Origin of the sequence: Phycicoccus elongatus Lp2 (assembly GCF_000367525.1) — a bacterium.
GTDB classification, from domain to species: domain Bacteria; phylum Actinomycetota; class Actinomycetes; order Actinomycetales; family Dermatophilaceae; genus Phycicoccus_A; species Phycicoccus_A elongatus.
Window position 1 is genome coordinate 2457433 of the sequence record NZ_HF570956.1, and the last position, 21061, is coordinate 2478493.

At 68.7% G+C, this 21061-nt stretch carries 19 protein-coding genes; 10 read left to right on the forward strand and 9 right to left on the reverse strand.

Annotated elements, in window-relative coordinates:
- The first annotated feature begins 22 nt into the window (after positions 1–22).
- Positions 23–814 carry a PIG-L family deacetylase gene (locus BN10_RS11815; protein ID WP_010851480.1) on the forward strand — a complete coding sequence of 264 codons (792 nt, stop codon included), beginning with the start codon at positions 23–25 and terminating at the stop codon, positions 812–814.
- A gap of 1 nt (position 815) precedes the next feature.
- On the opposite strand, the gene BN10_RS15805 is transcribed toward BN10_RS11815, so the two are convergent.
- Both BN10_RS15805 and BN10_RS11825 read right to left on the reverse strand, forming a co-directional pair.
- Positions 816–1415 (reverse strand): OmpA family protein, encoded by a 600-nt coding sequence (locus tag BN10_RS15805; RefSeq protein WP_010851481.1) that lies wholly within the window; start codon positions 1413–1415, stop codon positions 816–818.
- On the reverse strand, positions 1412–1990 hold the full coding sequence (locus BN10_RS11825) for a hypothetical protein (protein WP_010851482.1): 579 nt from the start codon (positions 1988–1990) through the stop codon (positions 1412–1414). Before BN10_RS11825 ends, BN10_RS15805 begins: the two co-directional genes overlap by 4 nt.
- Positions 1991–2099: 109 nt before the next feature.
- On the opposite strand from BN10_RS11825, the gene glpK reads away from it, so the two are divergent.
- Positions 2100–3614, forward strand: coding sequence for a glycerol kinase GlpK (glpK, locus tag BN10_RS11830; RefSeq protein ID WP_010851484.1), 1515 nt, complete (start codon positions 2100–2102; stop codon positions 3612–3614).
- On the forward strand, positions 3611–5383 hold the full coding sequence (locus BN10_RS11835; protein ID WP_010851485.1) for a glycerol-3-phosphate dehydrogenase/oxidase: 1773 nt from the start codon (positions 3611–3613) through the stop codon (positions 5381–5383). Before glpK ends, BN10_RS11835 begins: the two co-directional genes overlap by 4 nt.
- A gap of 42 nt (positions 5384–5425) precedes the next feature.
- Here the strand turns inward: BN10_RS11835 and BN10_RS11840 are convergent, their stop codons facing one another.
- Positions 5426–6199 (reverse strand): PIG-L deacetylase family protein, encoded by a 774-nt coding sequence (locus BN10_RS11840; RefSeq protein ID WP_010851486.1) that lies wholly within the window; start codon positions 6197–6199, stop codon positions 5426–5428.
- Complete coding sequence (locus BN10_RS11845; protein WP_010851487.1) at positions 6192–7319, reverse strand: DUF2332 domain-containing protein; 1128 nt, start codon at positions 7317–7319, stop codon at positions 6192–6194. Before BN10_RS11845 ends, BN10_RS11840 begins: the two co-directional genes overlap by 8 nt.
- A gap of 18 nt (positions 7320–7337) precedes the next feature.
- On the opposite strand from BN10_RS11845, the gene BN10_RS11850 reads away from it, so the two are divergent.
- Positions 7338–8831 carry an aminopeptidase P family protein gene (locus BN10_RS11850; RefSeq protein ID WP_010851488.1) on the forward strand — a complete coding sequence of 498 codons (1494 nt, stop codon included), beginning with the start codon at positions 7338–7340 and terminating at the stop codon, positions 8829–8831.
- A gap of 5 nt (positions 8832–8836) precedes the next feature.
- Here the strand turns inward: BN10_RS11850 and BN10_RS11855 are convergent, their stop codons facing one another.
- Both BN10_RS11855 and BN10_RS11860 read right to left on the reverse strand, forming a co-directional pair.
- Positions 8837–9424, reverse strand: a complete 588-nt coding sequence (locus BN10_RS11855) for a general stress protein (RefSeq protein WP_010851489.1) — start codon at positions 9422–9424, stop codon at positions 8837–8839.
- 55 nt (positions 9425–9479) lie between these two features.
- A complete protein-coding gene (locus BN10_RS11860; protein ID WP_010851490.1) occupies positions 9480–10685 on the reverse strand; it encodes an acyl-CoA dehydrogenase family protein in 1206 nt (401 codons plus the stop codon).
- A 218-nt stretch (positions 10686–10903) separates the two neighbouring features.
- Between BN10_RS11860 and BN10_RS11865 the strand changes: the two genes are divergently transcribed.
- The 3 genes from BN10_RS11865 (at position 10904) to BN10_RS11875 (ending at position 13703) form a co-directional block, all read left to right on the forward strand.
- Positions 10904–11560, forward strand: a complete 657-nt coding sequence (locus BN10_RS11865; protein ID WP_407674656.1) for a GyrI-like domain-containing protein — start codon at positions 10904–10906, stop codon at positions 11558–11560.
- 150 nt (positions 11561–11710) lie between these two features.
- On the forward strand, positions 11711–12568 hold the full coding sequence (locus BN10_RS11870; RefSeq protein ID WP_010851492.1) for a serine protein kinase RIO: 858 nt from the start codon (positions 11711–11713) through the stop codon (positions 12566–12568).
- Positions 12569–12614: 46 nt separating this feature from the next.
- On the forward strand, positions 12615–13703 hold the full coding sequence (locus BN10_RS11875) for a DNA polymerase IV (protein WP_010851493.1): 1089 nt from the start codon (positions 12615–12617) through the stop codon (positions 13701–13703).
- Positions 13704–13727: 24 nt separating this feature from the next.
- Here the strand turns inward: BN10_RS11875 and BN10_RS11880 are convergent, their stop codons facing one another.
- Positions 13728–15518 (reverse strand): acyl-CoA dehydrogenase, encoded by a 1791-nt coding sequence (locus tag BN10_RS11880; RefSeq protein WP_010851494.1) that lies wholly within the window; start codon positions 15516–15518, stop codon positions 13728–13730.
- A gap of 125 nt (positions 15519–15643) precedes the next feature.
- Here BN10_RS11880 and BN10_RS11885 point away from each other — a divergent pair, with 125 nt between their 5' ends.
- The 3 genes from BN10_RS11885 (at position 15644) to BN10_RS11895 (ending at position 19031) form a co-directional block, all read left to right on the forward strand.
- The gene (locus BN10_RS11885) at positions 15644–16543 is read left to right on the forward strand and encodes a sigma factor (RefSeq protein WP_010851495.1); all 900 of its coding nucleotides are present in this window, start codon (positions 15644–15646) and stop codon (positions 16541–16543) included.
- Positions 16544–16652: 109 nt separating this feature from the next.
- Positions 16653–17939: an esterase/lipase family protein gene (locus BN10_RS15810; protein ID WP_010851496.1), complete on the forward strand. Its 1287-nt coding sequence runs from the start codon at positions 16653–16655 to the stop codon at positions 17937–17939.
- Positions 17940–18029: 90 nt separating this feature from the next.
- On the forward strand, positions 18030–19031 hold the full coding sequence (locus BN10_RS11895) for a serine hydrolase domain-containing protein (protein WP_010851497.1): 1002 nt from the start codon (positions 18030–18032) through the stop codon (positions 19029–19031).
- A 123-nt stretch (positions 19032–19154) separates the two neighbouring features.
- Here the strand turns inward: BN10_RS11895 and BN10_RS11900 are convergent, their stop codons facing one another.
- Together BN10_RS11900 and BN10_RS11905 are read right to left on the reverse strand one after the other, a co-directional pair.
- Positions 19155–19754, reverse strand: coding sequence for a L,D-transpeptidase family protein (locus BN10_RS11900; protein WP_040751643.1), 600 nt, complete (start codon positions 19752–19754; stop codon positions 19155–19157).
- Between the two features lie 405 nt (positions 19755–20159).
- Complete coding sequence (locus tag BN10_RS11905) at positions 20160–21059, reverse strand: HpcH/HpaI aldolase/citrate lyase family protein (protein WP_010851499.1); 900 nt, start codon at positions 21057–21059, stop codon at positions 20160–20162.
- Positions 21060–21061 lie beyond the last annotated feature (2 nt).

Genomic DNA, 21061 nt, shown 5'->3' on the forward strand with positions numbered 1-21061 from the left:
CGGCATACCGCAGAATGACGGGGTGAGCACCATCGTCTTCGTCCACGCCCATCCCGACGACGAGGCCTCGGCCACGGCCTGCTCGATGGCGATGGCCACCGACCGGGGCGACCGAGTGGTCGTCGTCTATGCCACCAACGGTGACCATGGGCAGGTGCCCGAGGACCTGGCCGAGGGCGAGACGGTCGTCCAACGCCGGCGCCGGGAGGCCGCCGCGAGCGCCGCTGTGACCGGCGCCGAGGTCCGCTGGTTGGACTACGCCGACTCAGGGATGCACGGCTGGCTCGAGAACGACGCCGAGGGCTCCTTCCACGCCGCCAGCACCGACGAGGCGGGCGGGCGACTGGCCGCGATCCTCGACGAGGTCGGACCGGACGTCGTCGTCGGCTATGACTTCCACGGCAACTACGGCCATCCCGATCACGTCAAGGTCCATCACGTGACCCGAAGGGCTGTGGCCCTGCACGACGGTTCCCCGCGCTACCTGGAGTCGACGATCAACCGCGACCTCATGCGGCGTCAGCGTGACCAGGCGATCGCCCTTGGGGTCGACGTCGGCGACTGGGACCCCGACCAGGTCATGGAGGACGGGCACGCCATCGGCACCCCGGAGTCAGACCTGCACTGGCAGGTCGACGGGCGCGCCGTCATCGACCGCAAACGGGCGGCGCTGGCCTGCCATGCGAGCCAGACCTCCGACGTGGGGATGATGCTCGCGATTCCCGAGGACGCCTTCCGCGAGGCGTGGGGCTTCGAGCACTTCAGCGAGCCCGCCCTCGGCGAGGAGCCGATGCGCACCGCCTGGCCCTTCTGAGTCAGCCCTTCGCGAAGAGGACCTCGACCCGACGGTTCTGTTGGCGACCTTCCGGGTTGTCGTGGCCGTCGACCTCGTTGTCGGCAACCGGCTCGGTGGATCCCTTGCCAGAGGTGGTGATGCGGGCGGCGTCGATGCCCTTGCTCACGAGATAGTCCTTGACCGCTTCGGCGCGTTTCTCCGAGAGAGGCTGGTTGACGGCGTCGGTGCCGATGCTGTCGGTGTGCCCGGTGACGGTGACGGGCCCAGTGGTGCCCGCCATGAGCGCCACGACATTGTCCAGACTTGCGGCCGCCGTCGGCGCGAGGTCCGCAGAGCCGAAGCCGAAGAGGAACCGGTCCGAGAGCGTCACCAAGGTACCGGTGGACTTGTCCTTGGCCCCAAGGCTCTCCGCCAGTTGCTCTTTGGGTACCTCTGCAGGCTTGGTGTAGAACTTCGAGACCGTGGTGAGCGGTGCCTCCCATGCCGTGAAGGTCCTGGTGTTGCTCCGCGGTGCTTCGTATCCCTCCGGGAGCGGTGCGTCCTCGGCCATCGAGAGGGGGGCGAGGAGGACGACGACGCCGGCGGCCAGGGCGGTCATTGCTCCGAGACGTCGGATCATGAGGACTTCACGGGGATCTCGAACTCGACCTGGTTGTAGGCCGGGTCGATCTTCTGGAAGTCCAGGGTCAGCGCCTTGACGTCCGGGCCGAGGCGGCCGGCGAAGACGAGCGACGCGTCGAGGCCCTCCGCGGCCTCGAGACGGAGGGACTTGTTGTCTCCACCGGCTTGCACCTGGAAGGGGTACTCCCGCCCGCGGTCATCGAACAGTCGCGGTGCAGAGGACGCACCGCCGTACCAGGCCTGCAAGGCATTGGTGCCGTTGTTGACCAGCCGGACCTCAGCCTCGATGTAGAAGTCGTTGACGACGACCTTGGTGATGGTGAGGGTGTAGGCCGCATCCTTGGTGCTGACCTCCTTGACCTCATCGACCGCGATCTCCTGGCGCTTGGCAGGCTCGACCTTCGCACTCGCCGACGCGCTCGCCTTCCCCGACGCCGGGGCCTCGCCGGCCGCGGCGCTCTGCGAACCGTCAGGTGTGGTTGCTCCGTCACCGGACCCGCCCGAGCACCCGGTCAGGGCAAGCACGGCACACGCGATGGCAGCGACGACGGACCTGGTCGATGACTGACCCATGAGATCTCCTCCTGACGACTGTGGCCCCCCAACGGCAGACCCCCCGAACCTTACGCGACAAGGCGACGGCAGCCATGAGCAGGGTCATCGGTCCACCTAGGCTTGGGCCATGACGGACTTCATCGGCGCGGTCGACCAAGGGACCACGAGCACGCGGTTCATGATCTTCGACCACGACGGGCGCGAGGTGGGTCGTCACCAACTCGAGCACGAGCAGATCCTGCCGCGCGCCGGCTGGGTGGAGCACAACCCCTTGGAGATCTGGGAGCGCACCCAGACCGTCATCGGCACGGCCCTGACCTCCACCGGCCTTCAGGCGGTCGACCTGGCCGCCATCGGCGTCACCAACCAGCGCGAGACGACCATCGTGTGGGACGCCCGCACCGGCCGCCCCCTCCACAACGCCATCGTCTGGCAGGACACCCGCACGGACACCATCGCCAGCGCGCTGGAGCGGGACGGCCACGGCGACACCATTCGGCACAAGGCCGGGCTCCCCCCGGCCACCTACTTCTCCGGTGGCAAGTTGCAGTGGTTGCTCGAGAACGTCGACGGGCTGCGTGAGTCCGCCGAGCGCGGCGACGCCCTTTTCGGCACACCCGACACCTGGGTGGTCTGGAACCTCACGGGCGGTGCCGACGGCGGTGTCCACGCCACGGACGTCACCAATGCCAGCCGCACCATGCTCATGGACCTCGAGACCCTCGATTGGGACGACGAACTCCTGGCCCTCTTCGGGGTGCCCCGGGCCATGCTCCCGACCATCAACCCGAGCAGCCACGCCACGGCCTACGGGGCCACCGTGGCCCGCGGACTCCCCCCGGTTCCGGTCACCGGCGTCCTCGGGGACCAGCAGGCAGCCACCGTCGGACAGGTCTGCTTCGCGCCCGGCGAGGCCAAGAACACTTACGGCACAGGCAATTTCCTCCTTCTCAACACCGGCGAGGAGATTGTGCGGTCAGCCAATGGCCTGCTCACCACGGTCGCCTACCAACTCGGCGACGCCAAGCCGGTCTACGCACTCGAGGGCTCGATCGCCGTCACGGGCTCCGCCGTCCAGTGGCTGCGTGACCAACTCGGCATCATCAGCGGTGCGTCCGAGGTCGAGCACCTCGCAGCCCAGGTCGATGACAGCGGCGGCGTCTACTTCGTGCCCGCCTTCTCAGGCCTCTTCGCGCCCTACTGGCGCAGCGACGCGCGCGGGGCCATCGTCGGTCTTTCCCGTTTCAACACCAACGCCCACCTCGCACGCGCCACCCTCGAAGCCATCTGCTACCAGTCCAAGGACGTCGCCGACGCGATGACCGCCGATTCCGGCGTGGCACTCGAGGTTCTCAAGGTCGACGGAGGCGTCACCGCCAACGAACTCTGCATGCAACTGCAGTCCGACATCCTCGGTGTCCCCGTGTCCCGTCCCGTCGTCGCCGAGACCACCGCCCTCGGCGCCGCGTATGCCGCCGGCCTGGCCGTCGGATTCTGGTCCAGCACCGACGAGTTGCGCGCCAACTGGGCGCAAGGCAAGCGGTGGGAGCCCACGTGGTCGGACGACCAGCGCACCACCGGGTATGCCGGGTGGCGCAAGGCCGTCGACCGCACCCTGGACTGGGTGGAGGTCGACCGATGACCTTGTCCTTGGCTGCTCGCCGATCCGCGCTGTCGCGCTTCACCGATGGCCATGAACTCGATGTCCTCGTCGTGGGTGGTGGGGTCGTGGGTTGCGGTGCGGCGCTGGACGCCGTGACGCGGGGGTTGTCGACCGGGCTGATCGAGGCCCGTGACTATGCGTCGGGGACCTCGAGCCGCTCGAGCAAGCTCATCCACGGCGGCCTGCGCTATCTCGAGATGCTCGACTTCGGGCTGGTCCACGAGGCCCTGCAGGAGCGCCGCCTGCTGCTCACGACCATTGCGCCCCACCTCGTCCGCCCGGTCCCCTTCATGTACCCCCTGCAGAAGCCGGCCTGGGAGCGCTTCTACGTCGGCAGCGGCATCGCGCTCTACGACGGCCTCGCCTTCGGTGTGAAGTCCTCGGGTGAGGTGCCGCGGCACAAACACCTGTCGAAGAAGGCCGCTCTCGCCCTCATGCCCAGCCTGCGCCCCGACGCCCTCACCGGGGCGATCCAGTACCACGACGCCCAGGTGGACGATGCCCGCTTCACCCTGGAGCTCGCGCGCACAGCCGCGGCCCACGGTGCCCACGTCGCCAATCGCGTCGCGATGACCGGCTTCCTGCGCGCGGATGCCTCGGATCCCCAGAGTTCGGTCATCGGCGTCACCGCCAGAGACCAGATGACCGGCGAGGAGTTCACGGTCCGGGCCCGGCGCGTCATCTGTGCCACCGGAGTGTGGACGGGTGAGGTCCAGTCAATGCTCGGCGGGGACATCGCCCCGCTGAAGGTGCGTGCCAGCAAGGGAATCCATCTCGTCGTCCCCCGCGACCGGATCGACTCGCAGACCGGCGTCATCCTGCGCACCGAGAAGTCCGTCCTGTTCATCATCCCGTGGGACGAACACTGGATCATCGGCACGACCGACACCGATTGGACCCTCGACCTGGCGCATCCCGCCGCGACCAGCGCGGACATCGACTACCTGTTGTCGACCGTGAACCGGGTTCTCGTCACACCTCTTTCGCGTGACGACATCGACGGCGTGTATGCCGGCTTGCGGCCATTGATCTCGGGTGACGAGAGTGACGCCACGACCAAGCTGTCGCGCGAGCATGTCGTGGCCGCGCCAGTGGCGGGGGTGGTGCTCGTCGCCGGTGGGAAGTACACGACCTATCGAGTCATGGCCAAGGACGCCGTGGACCTGGCGCTCGGGATCAGTGCCAAGAAGGACCGCAAGGACCGCGACAAGGATCGTGACCGGGAGGTCGAGAAGGCCGCGGGCCCACCGAGCTCGGCGACCGACACAGTGCCCCTGTCGGGCGCGGTGGGATGGGAGTGGTTGAGCGAGCGCTATCAAATGCTGGCGCGAGCCAGCGGCCTGCCGGAGGACGCGGTCGAGTACCTCCTCTCGCGTTATGGAACCCTCACACGGGAGTTGCTGGCCTTGATCGACGCCCGACCAGAACTCGGGGAGCCACTGCCCGGGGGTGAGGAGCACCTCAAGGTCGAGGTCGTGTATGCCGCGGCCTCCGAGGGTGCCCTCTTCCTCACCGACATCCTTGCTCGCCGGACCCGCATCTCGATCGAGGCACGCGATCGAGGTTTCGAGGCCGCGCCCCACGCGGCCGCGCTGGTGGCGCCGATCCTGGGTTGGGATGACGCAGAGGTGGCGCGTCAGATCGACATCTACAACCGCCGGGTGGAGGCCGAGATGTCGAGCCAGACGATGCCCGATGACGCCTCGGCTCAATCCGAGCGGGCCAAGGCGCCTGACGCTGCCATCTGAGGATGACGCCATCCTGGCCCGACGCCGGTGTCGGGCGCTGGGTCAGACCTCGTCGGCGCCACCGGCTCCGGAGATTCCCCCGAGGTCGTAGCCCTTGAAGAGCACCGCGTGCCCAACACCTGCAGCCTTCCCTCCCTCGGCCAGGATGACGGGGATGAACTCCGCCGGCTTCGGGTGACCCGGCAGGTCTGCCAGATAGGCCTGGTGGCACTCAAGGGAACCCACCGCCGCCCCGACCGCCGCGGCATCGACAGCCATCGCGTGAGTGGCGTCAGGATGGCCGGCGACGAGCAGCCACTGGGTGTGCCACTTGGGCAGGCCCTCGTCGTCGGCGAGGTCGCGGAAGACCCAGGTGTTGTCGGCGTCTCGCACGGCATCGACGGTGGCCAGACCCGCAGCGCGGTGGTCGGCCTGGTTCAGCCCGCCGTAGGCCTCGAAGTCGAAGTTCGCCGTCACGACCGCCTGGGGCCGGACCTGACGGACCACTCGCGCGATGTCACGGCGCAGGTCGAGGGTCGGCATCAGCATCCCGTCCGGGTGGTCGAGGATGATGAGGTCCTTCACCCCGACCGCCTCGCACGCCCGCTGCTGCTCGGCGGCCCGCAACGGCCCGACCTCCTCCGGCGGCCGTTGCATCCCGGCCTCTCCCCTGGTCAGCAAGAGGTAGGTGACGTTGACACCGCGGCGGGCCCACGTCGCGACGGCCGCTGAGGCGCCGTACTCCATGTCATCGGGGTGGGCGACGACACAGAGCACCCGCGTCCAGGACTCGTCGGGCAGGGCGGGAAGGGTCTTGGCATCGGTTGAGTCACTCATGACTGCACCCTACGGAGGCCGGACCGGGTGGCGAGGGGTTCGCGATGGTTAGCGGGCGGCATACCGAGGTGAGCGGTAAACGGAACTCGATGGGTGGGCCGTGATAGTCACACCCCGCGACGACCTCACCGTCCACCTCGATCACCGGGCGCCCGGATGAGTGGTCGGTCATCCTGTCGAAGCCGCCCGCCTTGCCCGGCGACTCCATCGTCACGCGCGCCACGGGCATCCGGGAACGCGCCTCCTCGATCACCGCATCCAGGGCAGCGACCTCTGCGGCCGGCCAGTACTGCCGCGTGACCGACTGCCAGATGACGGTCAGGACGTCGTCATCGGCGGGCCCGGCCAACTGCTCACGCACCCAGTCGGCACCACCGGCAGCATCGACGACGACGGACTCGCGCCGAGCCACCGCCAGGGCGCCGGACAGTCGCTCGTGCCGCCCCACCTGGAAGGGCCAGACGAAGGAGCGCAGCCGCAGGGCACCTTCCTCGGACGCCGCGTCGACGGGGTACAGGTCGCATCCACGGCGGGACACGATCTCGAAGCCCACGGGCGAAAACCCCTGTGCTCCGATCGCATCAATGAGCACTGGCGATTCAGGGTCGCCCCACGACCACCCGTCACCCTCGAAGCGAAACAGGTCCACGAGGAGGTTCAACCCGGCGGAGGCGCCGGGCTCGAGAAGCCGCACCCGCGGCATACCCGATCGGCGGACGGCTTCGGTGAGCCCGACGAGCAGGGCGGCCGAACGGCCGGGCTCGTTCGTCTGCGGGGCCACGGCCAGCGACTCGCGCAGCCGCTCCTCCGACCGCACCATCACGGTGTGCACGAGCGGCCATGCGCCCTCGGGGTCGGCCAGGCCGCCGAGACAGGGATAGAAGGGGACGAGGTCGTCGGCGTCCCCGCGGAGCACCTCACGGAAGAGCCCGGCCAGCAGCCGCAGCTGCACGACCGCGCCGGGATCCGCACCTTCCCAGCCGGCGCAGATCCGCGCCGTGACTCCCCCGGCTTCCAGGTCATCGGCCATCGCCTTGGTCAGGTGCCAGTAGAGATGGTGCTCGCCGGTGAAGTGGTCGCGGAACTGCTCGGCCAACGACCTCGAGACCTCGGCTGCCATGGATGGCACGATAGCCAGGTGAGTGAAGAGCAGAAGCAGGCCGAGAACCGAGCGCGACCGACGACTGACGAGTTCCGTGCCTTCGTCAAGAGGGACTGGGCGCCCCGACGCCCGACCGTCACGGAGCAGTCGCCTGCCGCCTCGTATGCCGCGGCCCGGCGCGAAGCCGTCTCCGCGGCGTACCCGGGAGAACGCCTCATCGTGCCCGCCGGAGGGCTCAAGGTGCGATCCAACGACACTGACTACGTCTTCCGTCCGCACAGCGCCTTCGCGCACCTCACCGGCCTCGGCGCGGACCGCGAACCCGATGCCGTGCTCGTCCTCGAGCCGCGGGCCGATGGCGCGGGCCACGAGGCGATCCTCTACTTCCGCCCACTGGCCGATCGGGAGAGCGACGAGTTCTTCGCGGACGCGCGCTATGGAGAGTTCTGGGTGGGTGCTCGCCCCACGATCGACGATATGGAGCTCGAGCTGGGCCTCACCGCACGGCACATCGACGAGTTCGCGGACGCCGCCGCCAAGGATGCGGGATCGATGGTCATCCGCGTGGTGCGTGACGCCGACCGCGACCTGGCCCGCGCATTGGATGCGTCACGGGTCCAGAACGGCGCTGATGCCGACGGCCTGGAAGAATCCGACGACGCCCTGGCGCACAAACTCTCACACCTGCGAATGGTCAAGGACGAGGTCGAGATCCAGGCGATGCGGGATGCGGTGGCGGCGACCAAGGTGGGCTTCGAGGCGGTCATCGCCGACCTCCCCCGCGCGGTGGCCGAGGGACGCGGTGAGCGTTGGGTCGAAGGCGTTTTCGGACTCCATGCCCGGCACGAGGGGAACGGCATCGGCTACGACTCGATCTGCGCCAGCGGCGACCACGCCAACACCCTGCACTGGATCAAGAACACTGGCGACATCCGGGACGGCGACCTGCTGCTGCTCGACGCCGGCGTCGAGGTCGACAGCCTCTACACCGCCGACATCACGCGGACCCTTCCGGTCAACGGGACCTTCACCGATGCCCAACGCGAGATCTACGACGCGGTGTACGCCGCGCAGCAGGCCGGAATTGCTGCCGTGAAGCCGGGCAACAAGTTCTCCGACATCCACGCGGCCGCCATCCGCGTCATCGCCGAGCACCTGCATGCGTGGGGGCTGCTGCCCGAGGGCGTCTCGGTCGAGGACACTCTCGACACCGAGCACGGGCAGTACCACCGGCGCTGGATGGTGCACGGGACGTCACACCACCTCGGGATCGACGTCCACGATTGCGCCTTGGCGACACGGGTCGAGTACATGGATGCCGAGCTGGCACCGGGGATGGTCCTCACCGTCGAGCCCGGCCTCTACTTCAAGGCCGACGACCTGAAGGCCCCGGAGCGCTTCCGCGGCAACGGCGTTCGGATCGAGGACGATGTGCTCGTGACTGCCGATGGCTGCGAGAACCTGTCTGCCGGGATGCCGCGCACTGCCGACGACGTGGAGGCCTGGATTCGCGAGGTCCAGTCGCGCTGATGCCCTCAGGCGCCCGGAGCGTGAGGCGCCTGAGCCTGCGTCCGGGCCGCCTCGTCGGCCCGTGCCTTCTCGATGGCGATCCGCGCCTGCTCCTGTGCAGCCCGCATCGGGTCCATCTCGGCGACGAGTTCGCGCGCCCTGGCAGCGTGGCGGTGCTCGACGAGGACTTCGTATTTGGTCGCCACGACCTGCTGGATCGAGGTGAAGTCGCGCTGCCCACCGGTCATCGCGTAGCCGATGAGCGCCCAGACCAGCCCGAAGATCGCGCCGGCGAGGATGGTGATGAGGAAGCTGATCGCGTTGCCCGCTTGGGTGTCGAAGAGAGCGAACACCACCGCGACGAAGGCACCGAGCCACGCACCTGACATCGCCCCGCCGACCATGACCCGACCGCGGGTGAGGCGCCCGGTGACGCGCTCGATCTGCTTGAGGTCGGTCCCGACGATGAGGACGTTCTCGACAGGGAACTCGTGGTCCGACAGGTAGTCGACGGCCTTCTGCGCCTCTTCGTAGGAGTCGAAGACTGCCAGTGACTGCGGGAACTCCAGCGCCAACCGGCTGGCCGGGACGCGACGGACGGGCTGCGTGCTCATGGCGTCAGTGTCTCAAAGAAGGCTGGACGTCTGCTGGGAGGTGCGCACCCGGCAGTCAGCCCTTGAGTCGGTAGTCCTCGAGCAGCCGGCGGCCGATGATCATCTTCTGGATCTCGGCGGTTCCCTCGCCGATGAGCAGCATCGGGGCCTCGCGGTAGAGGCGCTCGATCTCGTACTCCTTGGAGTAGCCGTAGCCACCGTGGATCCGGAAGGACTGCTCGACGACGTCGGCGCAGTTCTCGGCCGCGAGGTACTTGGCCATCCCGGCCTCGAGGTCGTTGCGCTCCCCCGCGTCCTTCAGGCGCGCTGCCTTGACCATCATCTGATGGCTTGCCTCGACCTTGGTCGCCATGTCGGCGAGCCGGAAGAGGATGCCCTGGTGCTCTGCGATCTTCTTGCCGAAGGTCTCGCGCTGCTGGGCATAGGAGATGCCGAGCTCGAAGGCCCGCATCGAGACGCCGCAGGCCCGCGCGGCCACGTTGACCCGGCCGACCTCGACGCCGTCCATCATCTGGTAGAAGCCCTTGCCCGGCACCCCACCGAGGATCTGAGCAGTCGACGTCTTGTGGCCTTGGAACACCAATTCCGTTGTGTCGACGCCCTTGTAGCCCATCTTCTCGATCTTGCCGGGCACGGTGACGCCCTGCGCGGTCTCGCCGAAGCCCGACTCCTTCTCGATCAGGAAGGTCGTCATGTTGCGGTAGGGGCTGTCCGACTCACCCAGCTCGGTGCGCACGAGCACGGCGACGAGGTTGGCCGAGCCACCATTGGTCAGCCACATCTTCTGGCCGTCGATGGTCCAGTTGTCGGAGTCGCCGTCCCGGACGGCCTTGGTCTTGATGGCCGCGACATCGGACCCGAGCGCCGGCTCCGACATCGAGAAGGCCCCACGGATCTCGCCGGTCGCCATCTTGGGCAGGTAGCGCTGCTTCTGCTCCTCCGTGCCGTGCTGGAGGATCATGTAGGCGACGATGAAGTGTGTGTTGATGATGCCCGACACCGACATCCACCCACGCGCGATCTCCTCGACGCACAGCGCATAGGTCAAAAGCGACTCCCCCAGGCCGCCGTACTCCTCGGGGATCATCAGCCCGAAGATCCCCATCTCCTTCATCTGGTCAACGATCCGCTGCGGGTACTCGTCCTGGTGCTCGAGCTCGGTCGCCACCGGGATGATCTGCTCGTCGACGAACTCCTTGACGAGCTTGAGCAGCTCGACCTGCTCCTCGGTGAGGTTGTCGGTGCTCTGCAGTCGGGACACGCGTGATCGCCGCCTTGTCGTTGGGGTGCGGTGTGGCCGGGGCCGGGTTTCCTGCGTTCGAGTATGCCGCCCGCTCACCTCTTGCTGAACCCTCCCCGCGCGTGACGCTCCCCACCCCCTTGCGTCCGACGAAGTGGTCGCTTCCCCCGTATGCCGCGTCGGACGTTGCGCGGACAGGACCCGAGAACTTTCGGAAAGTTCTTGTCACCATGAACCCCATGAGACCCATGACCGCCGAGCCGACGCCCAAGGCCGACCTGCGCGCCACCCACGGCGCCTACACGGCCCGCGCCGGCCAGTTCTCCATGGTCACGCTCGCGCTCCTGACCTACCTCATGATCGACGGGCACGGCGATCCCAACACGTCAGCCGCCTACCGTGACGCCCTGCAGACGATCTACCCCGTCGCCTACGGCCTGAAGTTCCTCAGCAAGCGCGAGCTCGGCCGCGACTACGGCGTCATGCCACTGGAGGCGCTCTGGTGGGCCGATGACATGACCCACTTCACGTCCGCCCGCGACAAGTCCACGTGGCACTGGACGATGCTCAATCTCGTCCCCGAGTGGATCACCGACGAGCACGTCGACGTCGTTCGCGACCGCGTCGAGGCCAAGGGCGGCGCGCCGGCCCTCCCGCTCCTGCGCCGGGCCGTCCTCGACGAGGGCCTGAGCGTCCAGACCCTGCACATCGGCCCCTACGACGCCGAGGCGCCCACGCTCGAGCGACTCCACGACGAGGTCATCCCGGCGGCCGGCCTGCGGATGACCGGCCACCACCACGAGATCTACCTCAGCGACGCCCGCCGCACCGCACTGCAGCGGCTCCGCACGATCCTGCGGCAGCCCGTCGAGCCGGTCCCGCCGACCCCAAAATGAGTGGCGCCACCCCGTATGCCGCGGGCAGGCTGGGAGGTGAGCCCGCGGCATACGCCGTGGGTGAGGTTCACCGATCGAAGGAGGCCGACATGTCGATGACTGTCCCGGGCCGCACCCGGCCCATCCCTTCCCTCGAACCGGAGACCACCTGTGGCACACCAGCCATTCCACCTTCCCGAGCGCCAGGCGCTCTTCAGCACTGACAGCCGGCCCGACGCACCGCCCGAGGGCGAGCGCTGGAGCACGTGGGACGTCGCGACGCACGGACCCACGCCCCGACCCGACTGGGTCATCACCGACCTCGGCGCCGTCGAGGCCGACCTCGGCATCCTCAAGTCCGGCAAGGAGGCCGACGTCCACGTCGTGCGCCGCTGGGTGCCCGGCACCGAGCGCACGACGCTCCTCGCCGCCAAGCGCTATCGCAGCGCTGACCACCGGATGTTCCACCGCGACGCCGGCTATCTCGAGGGCCGACGCGTGCGCCGCAGCCGCGAGATGCGAGCCATGGCCCGACGCACGAGCTTCGGCAAGGAGCTGATCACGGGGCAGTGGGCGTTCGCGGAGTTCGACGCCCTCGCCAAGTTGTGGCAGATGGGACTTCCCGTCCCCTACCCGGTGCAACTCGACGAGTCCGAGATGCTCATGGAGTTCATCGGGGCCATCGGCCCAGAGGGCCCGATCGCCGCCCCACGACTGCACCAGGTGCGGCGGGAGGAGGCCGACCTGCCCGACCTGTGGGTGCAGTTCGAGGACCTCGTCCTGCGGCTCGCCGAGGCCGGGTGGGCGCACGGCGACCTCTCCCCCTACAACCTGCTGGTCGACGACGGGCGCCTCGTCGCCATCGACTGGCCGCAGATCGTCGATGTCATCGGCAACCCGCAGGGCTTCGAGTTCCTCGACCGTGACGTCGCCAACGTCTGCTCCTGGTTCGCCCGCAAGGGGGTCGTGGTCGACCCTGAGGACCTCTTCGGTCGAGCGGCGTCGCTGGCCGCGTCGAGCGAGTTCTAAGACCCGGTCCGGTCACGGAGTCCGACCTCGCCGATAGCCTGACCGGGTGCTGCGTTGGGTGCTCCACGTCGACATGGACCAGTTCCTCGTCGCGGTCGAGTTGCTGCGCCGCCCCGAGCTCGTCGGGCGTCCGGTGGTCGTCGGTGGGCGCGGGGATCCGAGCGAGCGCGCGGTCGTCTCGACGGCTTCCTACGAAGCCCGTGCCCATGGCGTCCACTCCGGACTTGCGCTGAAATTGGCTCGCAAGAGATGCCCGGACGCCGTCTTCCTTGCACTCGACTTTCCCCATGACGAGGACGCATCGGCCACGGTGATGGCCGCCCTTCGCGCGATGCCGGGCGCGACGGTCCAGGTCCTCGGCTGGGATGAGGCCTTTGTCGGCTTCGAGGTCGAGGAGTCCGTCGACCCGGTGGACCTGGCCACCGCGACCCGAGAGGCCGTGCTCGCGGCGTCGGGGCTCAGTTGCTCGGTGGGTATCGGGGACACGCTGGTACGGGCCAAGACAGCCACCGGATTCGGCAAGCCAGCCGGGATCCATCGCCTCACGCGGGACAACTGGCTCGACACGATGGGCGATCGTGAGACCCAGGCACTGTGGGGCGTTGGGCCACGGATCGGGCAACGCCTAGCGAGACTTGGGATCGGAACCGTCGGTGAATTGGCCGCTGCGCCGGTGCAGATCCTCCGTGCGGAGTTCGGCCAGGTCGGCGGCGGCCACTTGCGTGAACTCGGTCGAGGCGAGGGGCTCGACTGGCCTGACGACAGCCCATGGGTCGCACGGGCCCACGGTCGGGAGACGACATATCAACGCAACCTCGAGACGCGGGAGGAGATTGCCGCTGCCCTGCGCGAGCTCGCGGACCAGGTCGTGCAGGACGTCAGTGCCGATGCGGCTGGCGTGCCGGACGGGCCACCAGCCGGCCGTCAGGTGATGCGTGTCTTCCTCAAGGTGCGGTTCGCCCCCTTCTTCACCTACCAGCGCTCTCGCAAACTCGCGTCACCGACCATCGATCCGACTGTCCTCACCGCGACAGCGCTCGCGCTCTACGACGCCCTCGAGGACTCGCGACCGGTGCGACTGCTCGGAGTCCGCGGCGAGATGACCACTCCCGAGGCTGCGGTCGGTCGGGGCTAGCGTCAACTGCGGGAGGTCTCCTGCTCAGAGAACGGTCGGGTCGAGGGCGGTCGTGAGCCCGTCGTGTGCGGCCACGGTGTCGAGCCACAGGCCGACCTTGGGCAGCTCACGGCTGAAGAAGTATGCCGTGGCCGCACGCTTCCCGTCGTAGAAGTCCCCCTCCTTGCCGTGGGCAGCAAGCCACTGCTCCAGCCAGAGCCACGCCACCACCAGATGACCGCTCCCTTCGAGGTATGCCGTGGCCTCGGCCAGGACCTCGGCCCCACCTCCCGCTACGGCCACCCTGGTGGTCACGTCGCGAAGGCGAGCCGTCATCGCGAGGAGCTTGGCGGCATACCCTTCGCCGGATCCGCCTGCGGCAGTGGCGCGTTCGGCGGTTTGGGTGATGCGGGCGACGAGGAGGCCGAGGGCCCGGCCGCGGTCGAGGAGGACCTTGCGGCCGAGCAGGTCGAGGCCCTGAATGCCGTGGGTGCCCTCATGGATGGCGTTGAGTCGGTTGTCGCGATAGTGCTGCTCGACGTCGTGATCACGGGTGTAACCGGCACCGCCCATGACCTGGATGGCCAGGGTGTTGGCCTCGAGGCACCACTGGGCGGGGAAGCTCTTGGCGATCGGCGTGAGCAGGCCGACGAGGGCGAGTGCCTCCTCGGCCGCCCGACCGTCGAGCGAAACGGCGTCATCGAGCAGGCGCGAGCAATAGAGCATCAGTGCGAGCGCGCCCTCGACGAAGGACTTCTGGGCCAGGAGCATGCGGCGGACGTCCGGGTGCTCGACGAGCGCCACCTGTGGGCCAGCCGGCGGGGCGCCCAGGAGTCGCCCCTGAAGTCGCTCACGGGCATAGGCGAGGGACTTCAGGTAGCCGGTGTAGCCGACGGCGGTGCCGGCGATGCCGACGCCGAGGCGGGCCTCGTTCATCATCGAGAACATGATCGGTAACCCTTGGCCGACCTCGCCGACGAGGTGGCCGACCGCACCCGGCGCGCCACCGGGGGTGTGGGCGCCGTCGCCGAGGACGGGCGCCGTGTTGACGGTGCCGCGCGAACCCATCTTGTGGTTGATTCCGGCGAGGACGATGTCGTTGCGCTCGCCGAGCGAACCATCCTCTGCGACAAGGTACTTGGGAACGATGAAGATGGAGATGCCCTTGGTGCCGGGGGCAGCATCGGGAGTGCGCGCGAGGACGAGGTGCACGATGTTGTCGGCGAGCTCATGGTCTCCGCCGGAGATCCACATCTTGCGGCCGAAGAGTCGATGGGTGCCGTCCTCCTGCGGGATCGCTCGCGTGAGCAAGTCGGAGAGATTCGAGCCGGCACCGGGCTCGGAAAGTGCCATCGTGCCGGTGAAGCGGCCGTCCGCCAGCGGCTCGGCGAAAAGTGTGCGCTGCGCGTCGCTGCCGTGGGTGCGGATGAGGTTCGCGGCGGCCATGCTCAGCAGTGCGTAACCGGAGGTTGCGGTGTTCGCCGCATGGAACCAGGCCAGGCACGCCGAGATGATGCTCGTCGGCAACCCCCCGCCACCGCGGTCCTCCGGCACCCCGGCCGTGAGGAAGCCCGCGTCGGCGAAGGCCTTGAGGGCCACTCCCACCTCGGGAATGAGTGAGACGGTCGTGCCGTCGAAGGTGGGTTCGTGCAGGTCGTTGGACCGCGCGTGCGGCGCGAACTTCTCGGTGGCCACGGCCTGCGCGAGCTCGAGGACGGCGTCTACGGTCTCGCGTGAGTGCTGCGCGAACGTGGGGCGCTCGAACAGCGCATCGGTGTCCAACCACTCGTGGAGGAGGAAGTCCACATCACGTGCCGAGAGGATGACCGAATTCATGGCCCCAGTGTGCTGGACTGGCAGGATCGGGAGGGCTCGCGGGGCGCACGGACGAGGTGGATGGTCACATTTGGCTGGCCCCGGTCGTCGTCCTGAGGACGGACCCTCACGACCGGAAGACACCAATGGACGCCACTGACGCCTTCGCCGCCGAACGCCCGCGTCTCGTCACGCTCGCGGCACGAGTGCTGCGCGACTCGACCGAGGCCGAGGATGTCGCCCAGCAGGCCTGGCTGCGGCTGAACGGGACGAGCGAGTCGATCGCGAACGTTCCGGCCTGGCTGACCACTGTCACCGTCCGTCTCTGTCTCGACCGGTTGAAATCGCGGACCCCCGTCCCGGTCCATGACGACCTGCTGCACGGCAGGCTCGGGGGCGAGACAGATCAGGGCAGGAGCGCCGACCCTGCAGCCCATTCGGTCCTGGCGGACACCGTGGCCGTCGCTCTCCACGTCGTCCTCGACCGGCTCACGCCCAGCGAGCGGGTGGCCTTCGTGCTCCACGAGAGCTTCGGTTTCGAGTTCCCGATGATCGCCGACCTGCTCGAGACCAGCCCTACGGCTGCTCGCAAACTCGCCTCCCGCGCGCGGGCGAAGGTCGCCGCGCCGATGGCCCAGGACCAGCTCGCGGACTGGGAGGTCGTCGACGCCTTCCTCGCGGCGGCCCGCGGCGGAGACCTCCAGCGACTCCTCCAACTGCTCGCCCCGGACGTCCTGGTCATCGGCGACTCGGCCGCAGCGGCCCTGGGGACGCCGAGCCGGATCGAGGGCCGAGCCGAGGTGGCCGCCTTCTTCAACGGCGCGGCGGCGTCGGCACTGCCGGTCTACGTCGATGACCGCCCCGGCGCGGCGTGGTTCGACCGTGGCACCGCCAGGGTGGCGTTCGACTTCACTGTCGTCGACGGTCGCGTGACACAGATTGTGTTCCGGGCAGATCCGGCCGTCATCGACGCAGTCCGGCGGCGTCGCGCGGGTCTCCCCGCTGACTTCGCTTGGCGCCCAGTCTCATCCACCTCTGGCGGCTGAGAACCTCGGGGCCAGCCAAGGTGGAAGCCGCTGTGCCGGCGCCCCCAGCATTCGTGTCACGATGACCCATGACTTCTGACGGTCTGCCCGCCCAGACGTCGGCCACGTCGTGAAGGCCGCCGAGGCCCGCGATGTCGGTCGCGCCGCGGGCACGACCTTGCGCCAGGCCACCCGCACCGTCCGCGGCGTGCATGGGATGGTGAGTGATGCCGCCTACGCAGCGGTGACGGCGGCCCTCGGGCCGGGGGTGACCCAGCCCATCAAGACGGCCAACGACCTCGTCACGGCGGTGGCCTATGGTGCGACCGGAATGGGCCTGGACGCGGCGTCCCGCATCGCGGGCTTCGCCACATCGCTGAAGTTGGCGCACACCGGCGACCGTGGGCCCAGCGTCCACGACGGCCGGGGCGCGCATCGCGCGCTGGCCGCCAGCGTCGGGCTCCGTGGGGACGCATTCGCCGTGAGCGCCCCGAGCCTGGCGCCCGAGATGCAGGTCCGTGCGGGCCAGCAGCGTATCGAGCTCACCCGGGAAGGACTCGCCCACGCCTACCCCGACGCCGGCCCGGACATCGCCGTCTATCTCCACGGCCTCTGCCAGAGCGAGCGCAGTTGGAGTCTGGGTGCCGGTGACTCCCCGACCCATCCGGAGCGACTGGCTGCCGATCTGGGACTCTCCCCTGTGCTGATCCGCTACAACACCGGACTTCGGGTGTCGCACAACGGTGCTCACCTCGCTGACCTGCTCGACGTTCTCATCGAGGCGTGGCCGGTGCAGGTGCGTCGACTGGTGCTCGTGGGCTTCTCGATGGGCGGGCTGGTCGTGCACAGCGCACTGGTTGCTCCGGCACCGGCGAACGGCGAGCGGACCTGGACGAACCTGGTCAGTGACACCGTCACGATCGGCACACCTCACCACGGATCACCCCTGGCCCGTGGCGCCCAGTTGGCCGTCGAGCGGCTGTCGCGTGACGCCAACGGGCGACGGGCCGTCGATCTCGTGCGTCAGCGCAGCGCCGGCATCAAGGACCTCACCCATGGCAACGTGACCGACGCGGACTGGTTCGGCCATGACCCCGATGACGGCGGTGACCACAGGACGCACCCAGCGGTGCCGGACGGCATCCGTCATCACGCGATCGTCGGGGTCATCTCAGGACACGTCGACGGTGCAGTGGCGAGGCGAGTTGGTGACCTCTTGGTGCCGCCCCGCTCGGCTACCCATGCGGCCCTCGACGCGATCCCCTCACGCTTCCTGCGGGAGCGCACAGCGGTGGTGACCGGGGTTCACCACCTGGGCATGCTGAGCAGTTCCGGGGTTCAGGATCACCTGCACCGATTCCTGTCACCCACCGCCCAGCCGGCCCTGACACGAGCCGCTCGGACCGGGACGAACTGACGCCGCTGACCGACCAATTGCGACGCGCGGACGTGACGGCATACCCGGTGTGGCTGGCCGGACTCACGGCCAGTTGGGTAATTTTCGGGCATGGAGTCACTCCGGGCAGTGATCGACCAGGTGGCCCTGGAGTCGGGCTTCTCCGGGGTGGTGCGCGTCGATCACGCCGGAGAGACCGTGGTGTGCGCCGCCTTCGGCATGGCGGATCGGGCGCATTCGATCGCCAACACCCTCGAGACCCAGTTCGGGATCGCCAGCGGCACCAAGGGCCTGACCGCTCTCACGGTCATGGCCCTGGTCGAGCGCGGCAGTCTCCTCCTGGACACCACCGCACGGTCACTGCTCGGTGGCCGACTCCCCCAGATCGCCGACGATGTGACCGTCGAGCACCTCCTGGCTCACCGGTCCGGGATCGGTGACTACCTCGACGAGGAAGCGATCGAGTCGATCAGCGACTACCTCATGCCGGTCCCGGTCCAGGACCTCGCGACCACCGATGACTACGTCCGCATCCTCGATGCACCAACCCTCTTTCCTGCCGGCGAACGTTTCGCCTACAACAACGCCGGCTATGTCGTGCTCGCAGCACTCGCCGAGGCAGCGACCGGCGAGACCTTTCACGACCTCGTGGCGGACCTCGTATGCCGACCGGCCGGCATACGCGACACCGCTTTCCTCCGTTCCGACGAACTCCCCGGGCGAGTGGCGCAGGGCTACCTACGTTCCGAGGGCCTGTGGACCAACGTCCTCCACCTGCCCGTCCGCGGGAACGGGGATGGTGGACTCCACACCACGGTCGCGGACCTCCATGCGCTCTGGGAGGCGATCTTCGCCGGACGCATCGTGCGCCCGGCGACGCTCGCGCGCATGGTGAGCCCCCACTCGGACTGGCCCGAGGAATCGCGGCGCTACGGCCTCGGCTTCCACCTGCACGCACGCACCGACGAGGTCTTCCTCGAGGGCTACGACGCCGGAGTGTCCTTCCTCAGTCGATACCGCCCCTCCGAGGCCCTCACCTCAACGGTGATCGCCAACTGGTCCGAAGGCGCCTGGCCAATGAGCAAGGCCATCCGGGAGCACCTGGATGGGTGACCGGCCGTAGGTGCCCGAGGCGATGCTCGACCGGATCCGAGCCGTCACCGACACGCTGCCCGGGTGCCACGCTGCCCGAGTGCCACGCTGCCCGAGTGCCACGCTGCGTCGAGGTCGCGGGCCTCAGTAGACCGTGACGCGCGCACCGATCGCCATGGAGTTCTCGGCCCAGATCAGGTCCATCGCGGCGTTGGAGACGCGGGCGCATCCGTGCGACGCGGGGTAGGGCGGAATCGAGGCGGCGCCGTGGATGGCGATGCCGCCGTTGAAGTACTTGGGTCGGTAGAGCGACCCCAGGGGACCCTTGTCCAGTTTGTCGACCTCGCGGAAGACGCTGAAGGACCCTGCCGGCGTCCTCGCCGAGCCGCGGTAGGTCTTGCCTTCGTAGACCTCCTCGTAGGGCACGTTGCTGCCCGTGCTCGTGTTGAGCACCCGGACGACCGCACCATCGCGGACAACGAGGATGATCTGTCGCGGCACGTCGACCTCGATCCCGGTGCCACCGTTGCGTGACGTCGGACGAACCCCGTCGGCGAGCGCCTTCGTGACCGCTGGCCCCACCACACCGTCGCGACCGATGCCGGCGGTCTTCTGGAGCGCGTAAACAGCTTGGGTGGTCAGGCCACCCCAACGTCCGTCCGGTGTCCCCAGCCAGTAGCCGAGGTCGGACAAGCGCTGCTGCAGGGCCAGCACCTCGGGTCCCTTGTCACCGGGTCGCAGCATCGCCGGCGGCTGGGGTGCGCTCGGTGGCTGCGTCGTGGCTGTCGGGGTCGGCGTAATCGCAGGAGTCGGCGCGGGTGGCTCTGGCGCGGCAGGCGTGGGCGTCGCCACGTCGGTGACAACCGGAGTCGGGGAGAGGACCGAGGGCGTTGTGCGTGCGCCGTTCGTGGTCTGCCCGGTCGACTCGCTGTCCCAGACAAGTCCACACGCGGACACGGTGACGGTCATGGCTGCAGCGACCACCATCAGGCCGCCACGAGTGATGCGTGTCATCGAGATCAACTCCCGGTGCTCCGGCGAAGGCGCTCGCGCCCGTACGTCCATCAGACGCGCCGCGCCCAGCCGCGGATTACACGCCGCGCAGGTCGTCACCGATCCGTGACCAAGCCCGTGCTTGTCTGCGAGGGTTCACCGATCGGTGGCCGCCTGGAGGGAAATGGCCTCGTGGGTGGCGAGCACGCGTCGGGCGATGTCAACGTGGAGCAACTCGACCATCCTGCCGTTGACGGTGACCACTCCAGCCCCAGCACCGGCCTCCCAGGCCGCCACGATGCCCTGCGCCTCCTCGACCGCCTGCGCACTCGGGGCGAAGACCTCGTTGCACATCTCGACCTGTCCCGGGTGGATCAGCGTCTTGCCGTCGAAGCCGAAGTCCCGCCCCTGCTCACACTCGGCCCGGAAGCCGTCGGCATCCTTGACGTTGTTGTAGACCCCGTCGAGGACTGCGATGCCCGACTCGCGCCCGGCCAGCAGGGCCATCGACAGCGACGTGAGCAGGGGCGCACGCCCCGGCACATGGTCGGCGCGCAGTTCCTTGACCAGGTCGTTGGTCCCGATGACGAGGGCAGCCAACCGGTCCGACTCACGCGCGATCTTCCGCACGTTGAAGATCGCGGTCGGCGTCTCGATCATCGCCCACAGTCGGGTGCGGTCGGGCGCACCGTGCTTCTCCATCGCCCTGACGAGCGCCTTGACCTCCTTGGCCGTGTTGACCTTGGGGACGACGATTCCGTCCGGGCCCGCGGCACATGCGGCGGCGAGGTCGGTGTCGTGCCACTGGGTGCCGATCCCGTTGACCCGGATGGTGATCTCCCGACGCCCGTAGTCCCCGGATGCTGCTGCAGCGCAGGCGTTCTCACGCGCGAGGTCCTTGGCGTCGACCGCCACCGCATCCTCGAGGTCGAGGATCAGCGCATCGACCGGCAGGGTCTTCGCCTTCTCCAGGGCTCGCTCGTTGGAGCTGGGCATGTAGAGGACCGAGCGTCGGGGTCGATACGTCCCTGCCGCGTATGCCGCGTGCTCGCCCATCG

What these genes read in the sequence shown, in the direction of transcription:
- BN10_RS15805 (WP_010851481.1), bottom strand. Translation starts at nt 1,415, where the DNA reads ATGATCCGACGTCTCGGAGCAATGACCGCCCTGGCCGCCGGCGTCGTC.
- BN10_RS11825 (WP_010851482.1), bottom strand. Translation starts at nt 1,990, where the DNA reads ATGGGTCAGTCATCGACCAGGTCCGTCGTCGCTGCCATCGCGTGTGCC.
- glpK (WP_010851484.1), top strand. Translation starts at nt 2,100, where the DNA reads ATGACGGACTTCATCGGCGCGGTCGACCAAGGGACCACGAGCACGCGG.
- BN10_RS11835 (WP_010851485.1), top strand. Translation starts at nt 3,611, where the DNA reads ATGACCTTGTCCTTGGCTGCTCGCCGATCCGCGCTGTCGCGCTTCACC.
- BN10_RS11840 (WP_010851486.1), bottom strand. Translation starts at nt 6,199, where the DNA reads ATGAGTGACTCAACCGATGCCAAGACCCTTCCCGCCCTGCCCGACGAG.
- BN10_RS11845 (WP_010851487.1), bottom strand. Translation starts at nt 7,319, where the DNA reads ATGGCAGCCGAGGTCTCGAGGTCGTTGGCCGAGCAGTTCCGCGACCAC.
- BN10_RS11855 (WP_010851489.1), bottom strand. Translation starts at nt 9,424, where the DNA reads ATGAGCACGCAGCCCGTCCGTCGCGTCCCGGCCAGCCGGTTGGCGCTG.
- BN10_RS11865 (WP_407674656.1), top strand. Translation starts at nt 10,904, where the DNA reads ATGAGACCCATGACCGCCGAGCCGACGCCCAAGGCCGACCTGCGCGCC.
- BN10_RS11880 (WP_010851494.1), bottom strand. Translation starts at nt 15,518, where the DNA reads ATGAATTCGGTCATCCTCTCGGCACGTGATGTGGACTTCCTCCTCCAC.
- BN10_RS11885 (WP_010851495.1), top strand. Translation starts at nt 15,644, where the DNA reads ATGGACGCCACTGACGCCTTCGCCGCCGAACGCCCGCGTCTCGTCACG.
- BN10_RS11895 (WP_010851497.1), top strand. Translation starts at nt 18,030, where the DNA reads ATGGAGTCACTCCGGGCAGTGATCGACCAGGTGGCCCTGGAGTCGGGC.
- BN10_RS11900 (WP_040751643.1), bottom strand. Translation starts at nt 19,754, where the DNA reads ATGCTGCGACCCGGTGACAAGGGACCCGAGGTGCTGGCCCTGCAGCAG.
- BN10_RS11905 (WP_010851499.1), bottom strand. Translation starts at nt 21,059, where the DNA reads ATGGGCGAGCACGCGGCATACGCGGCAGGGACGTATCGACCCCGACGC.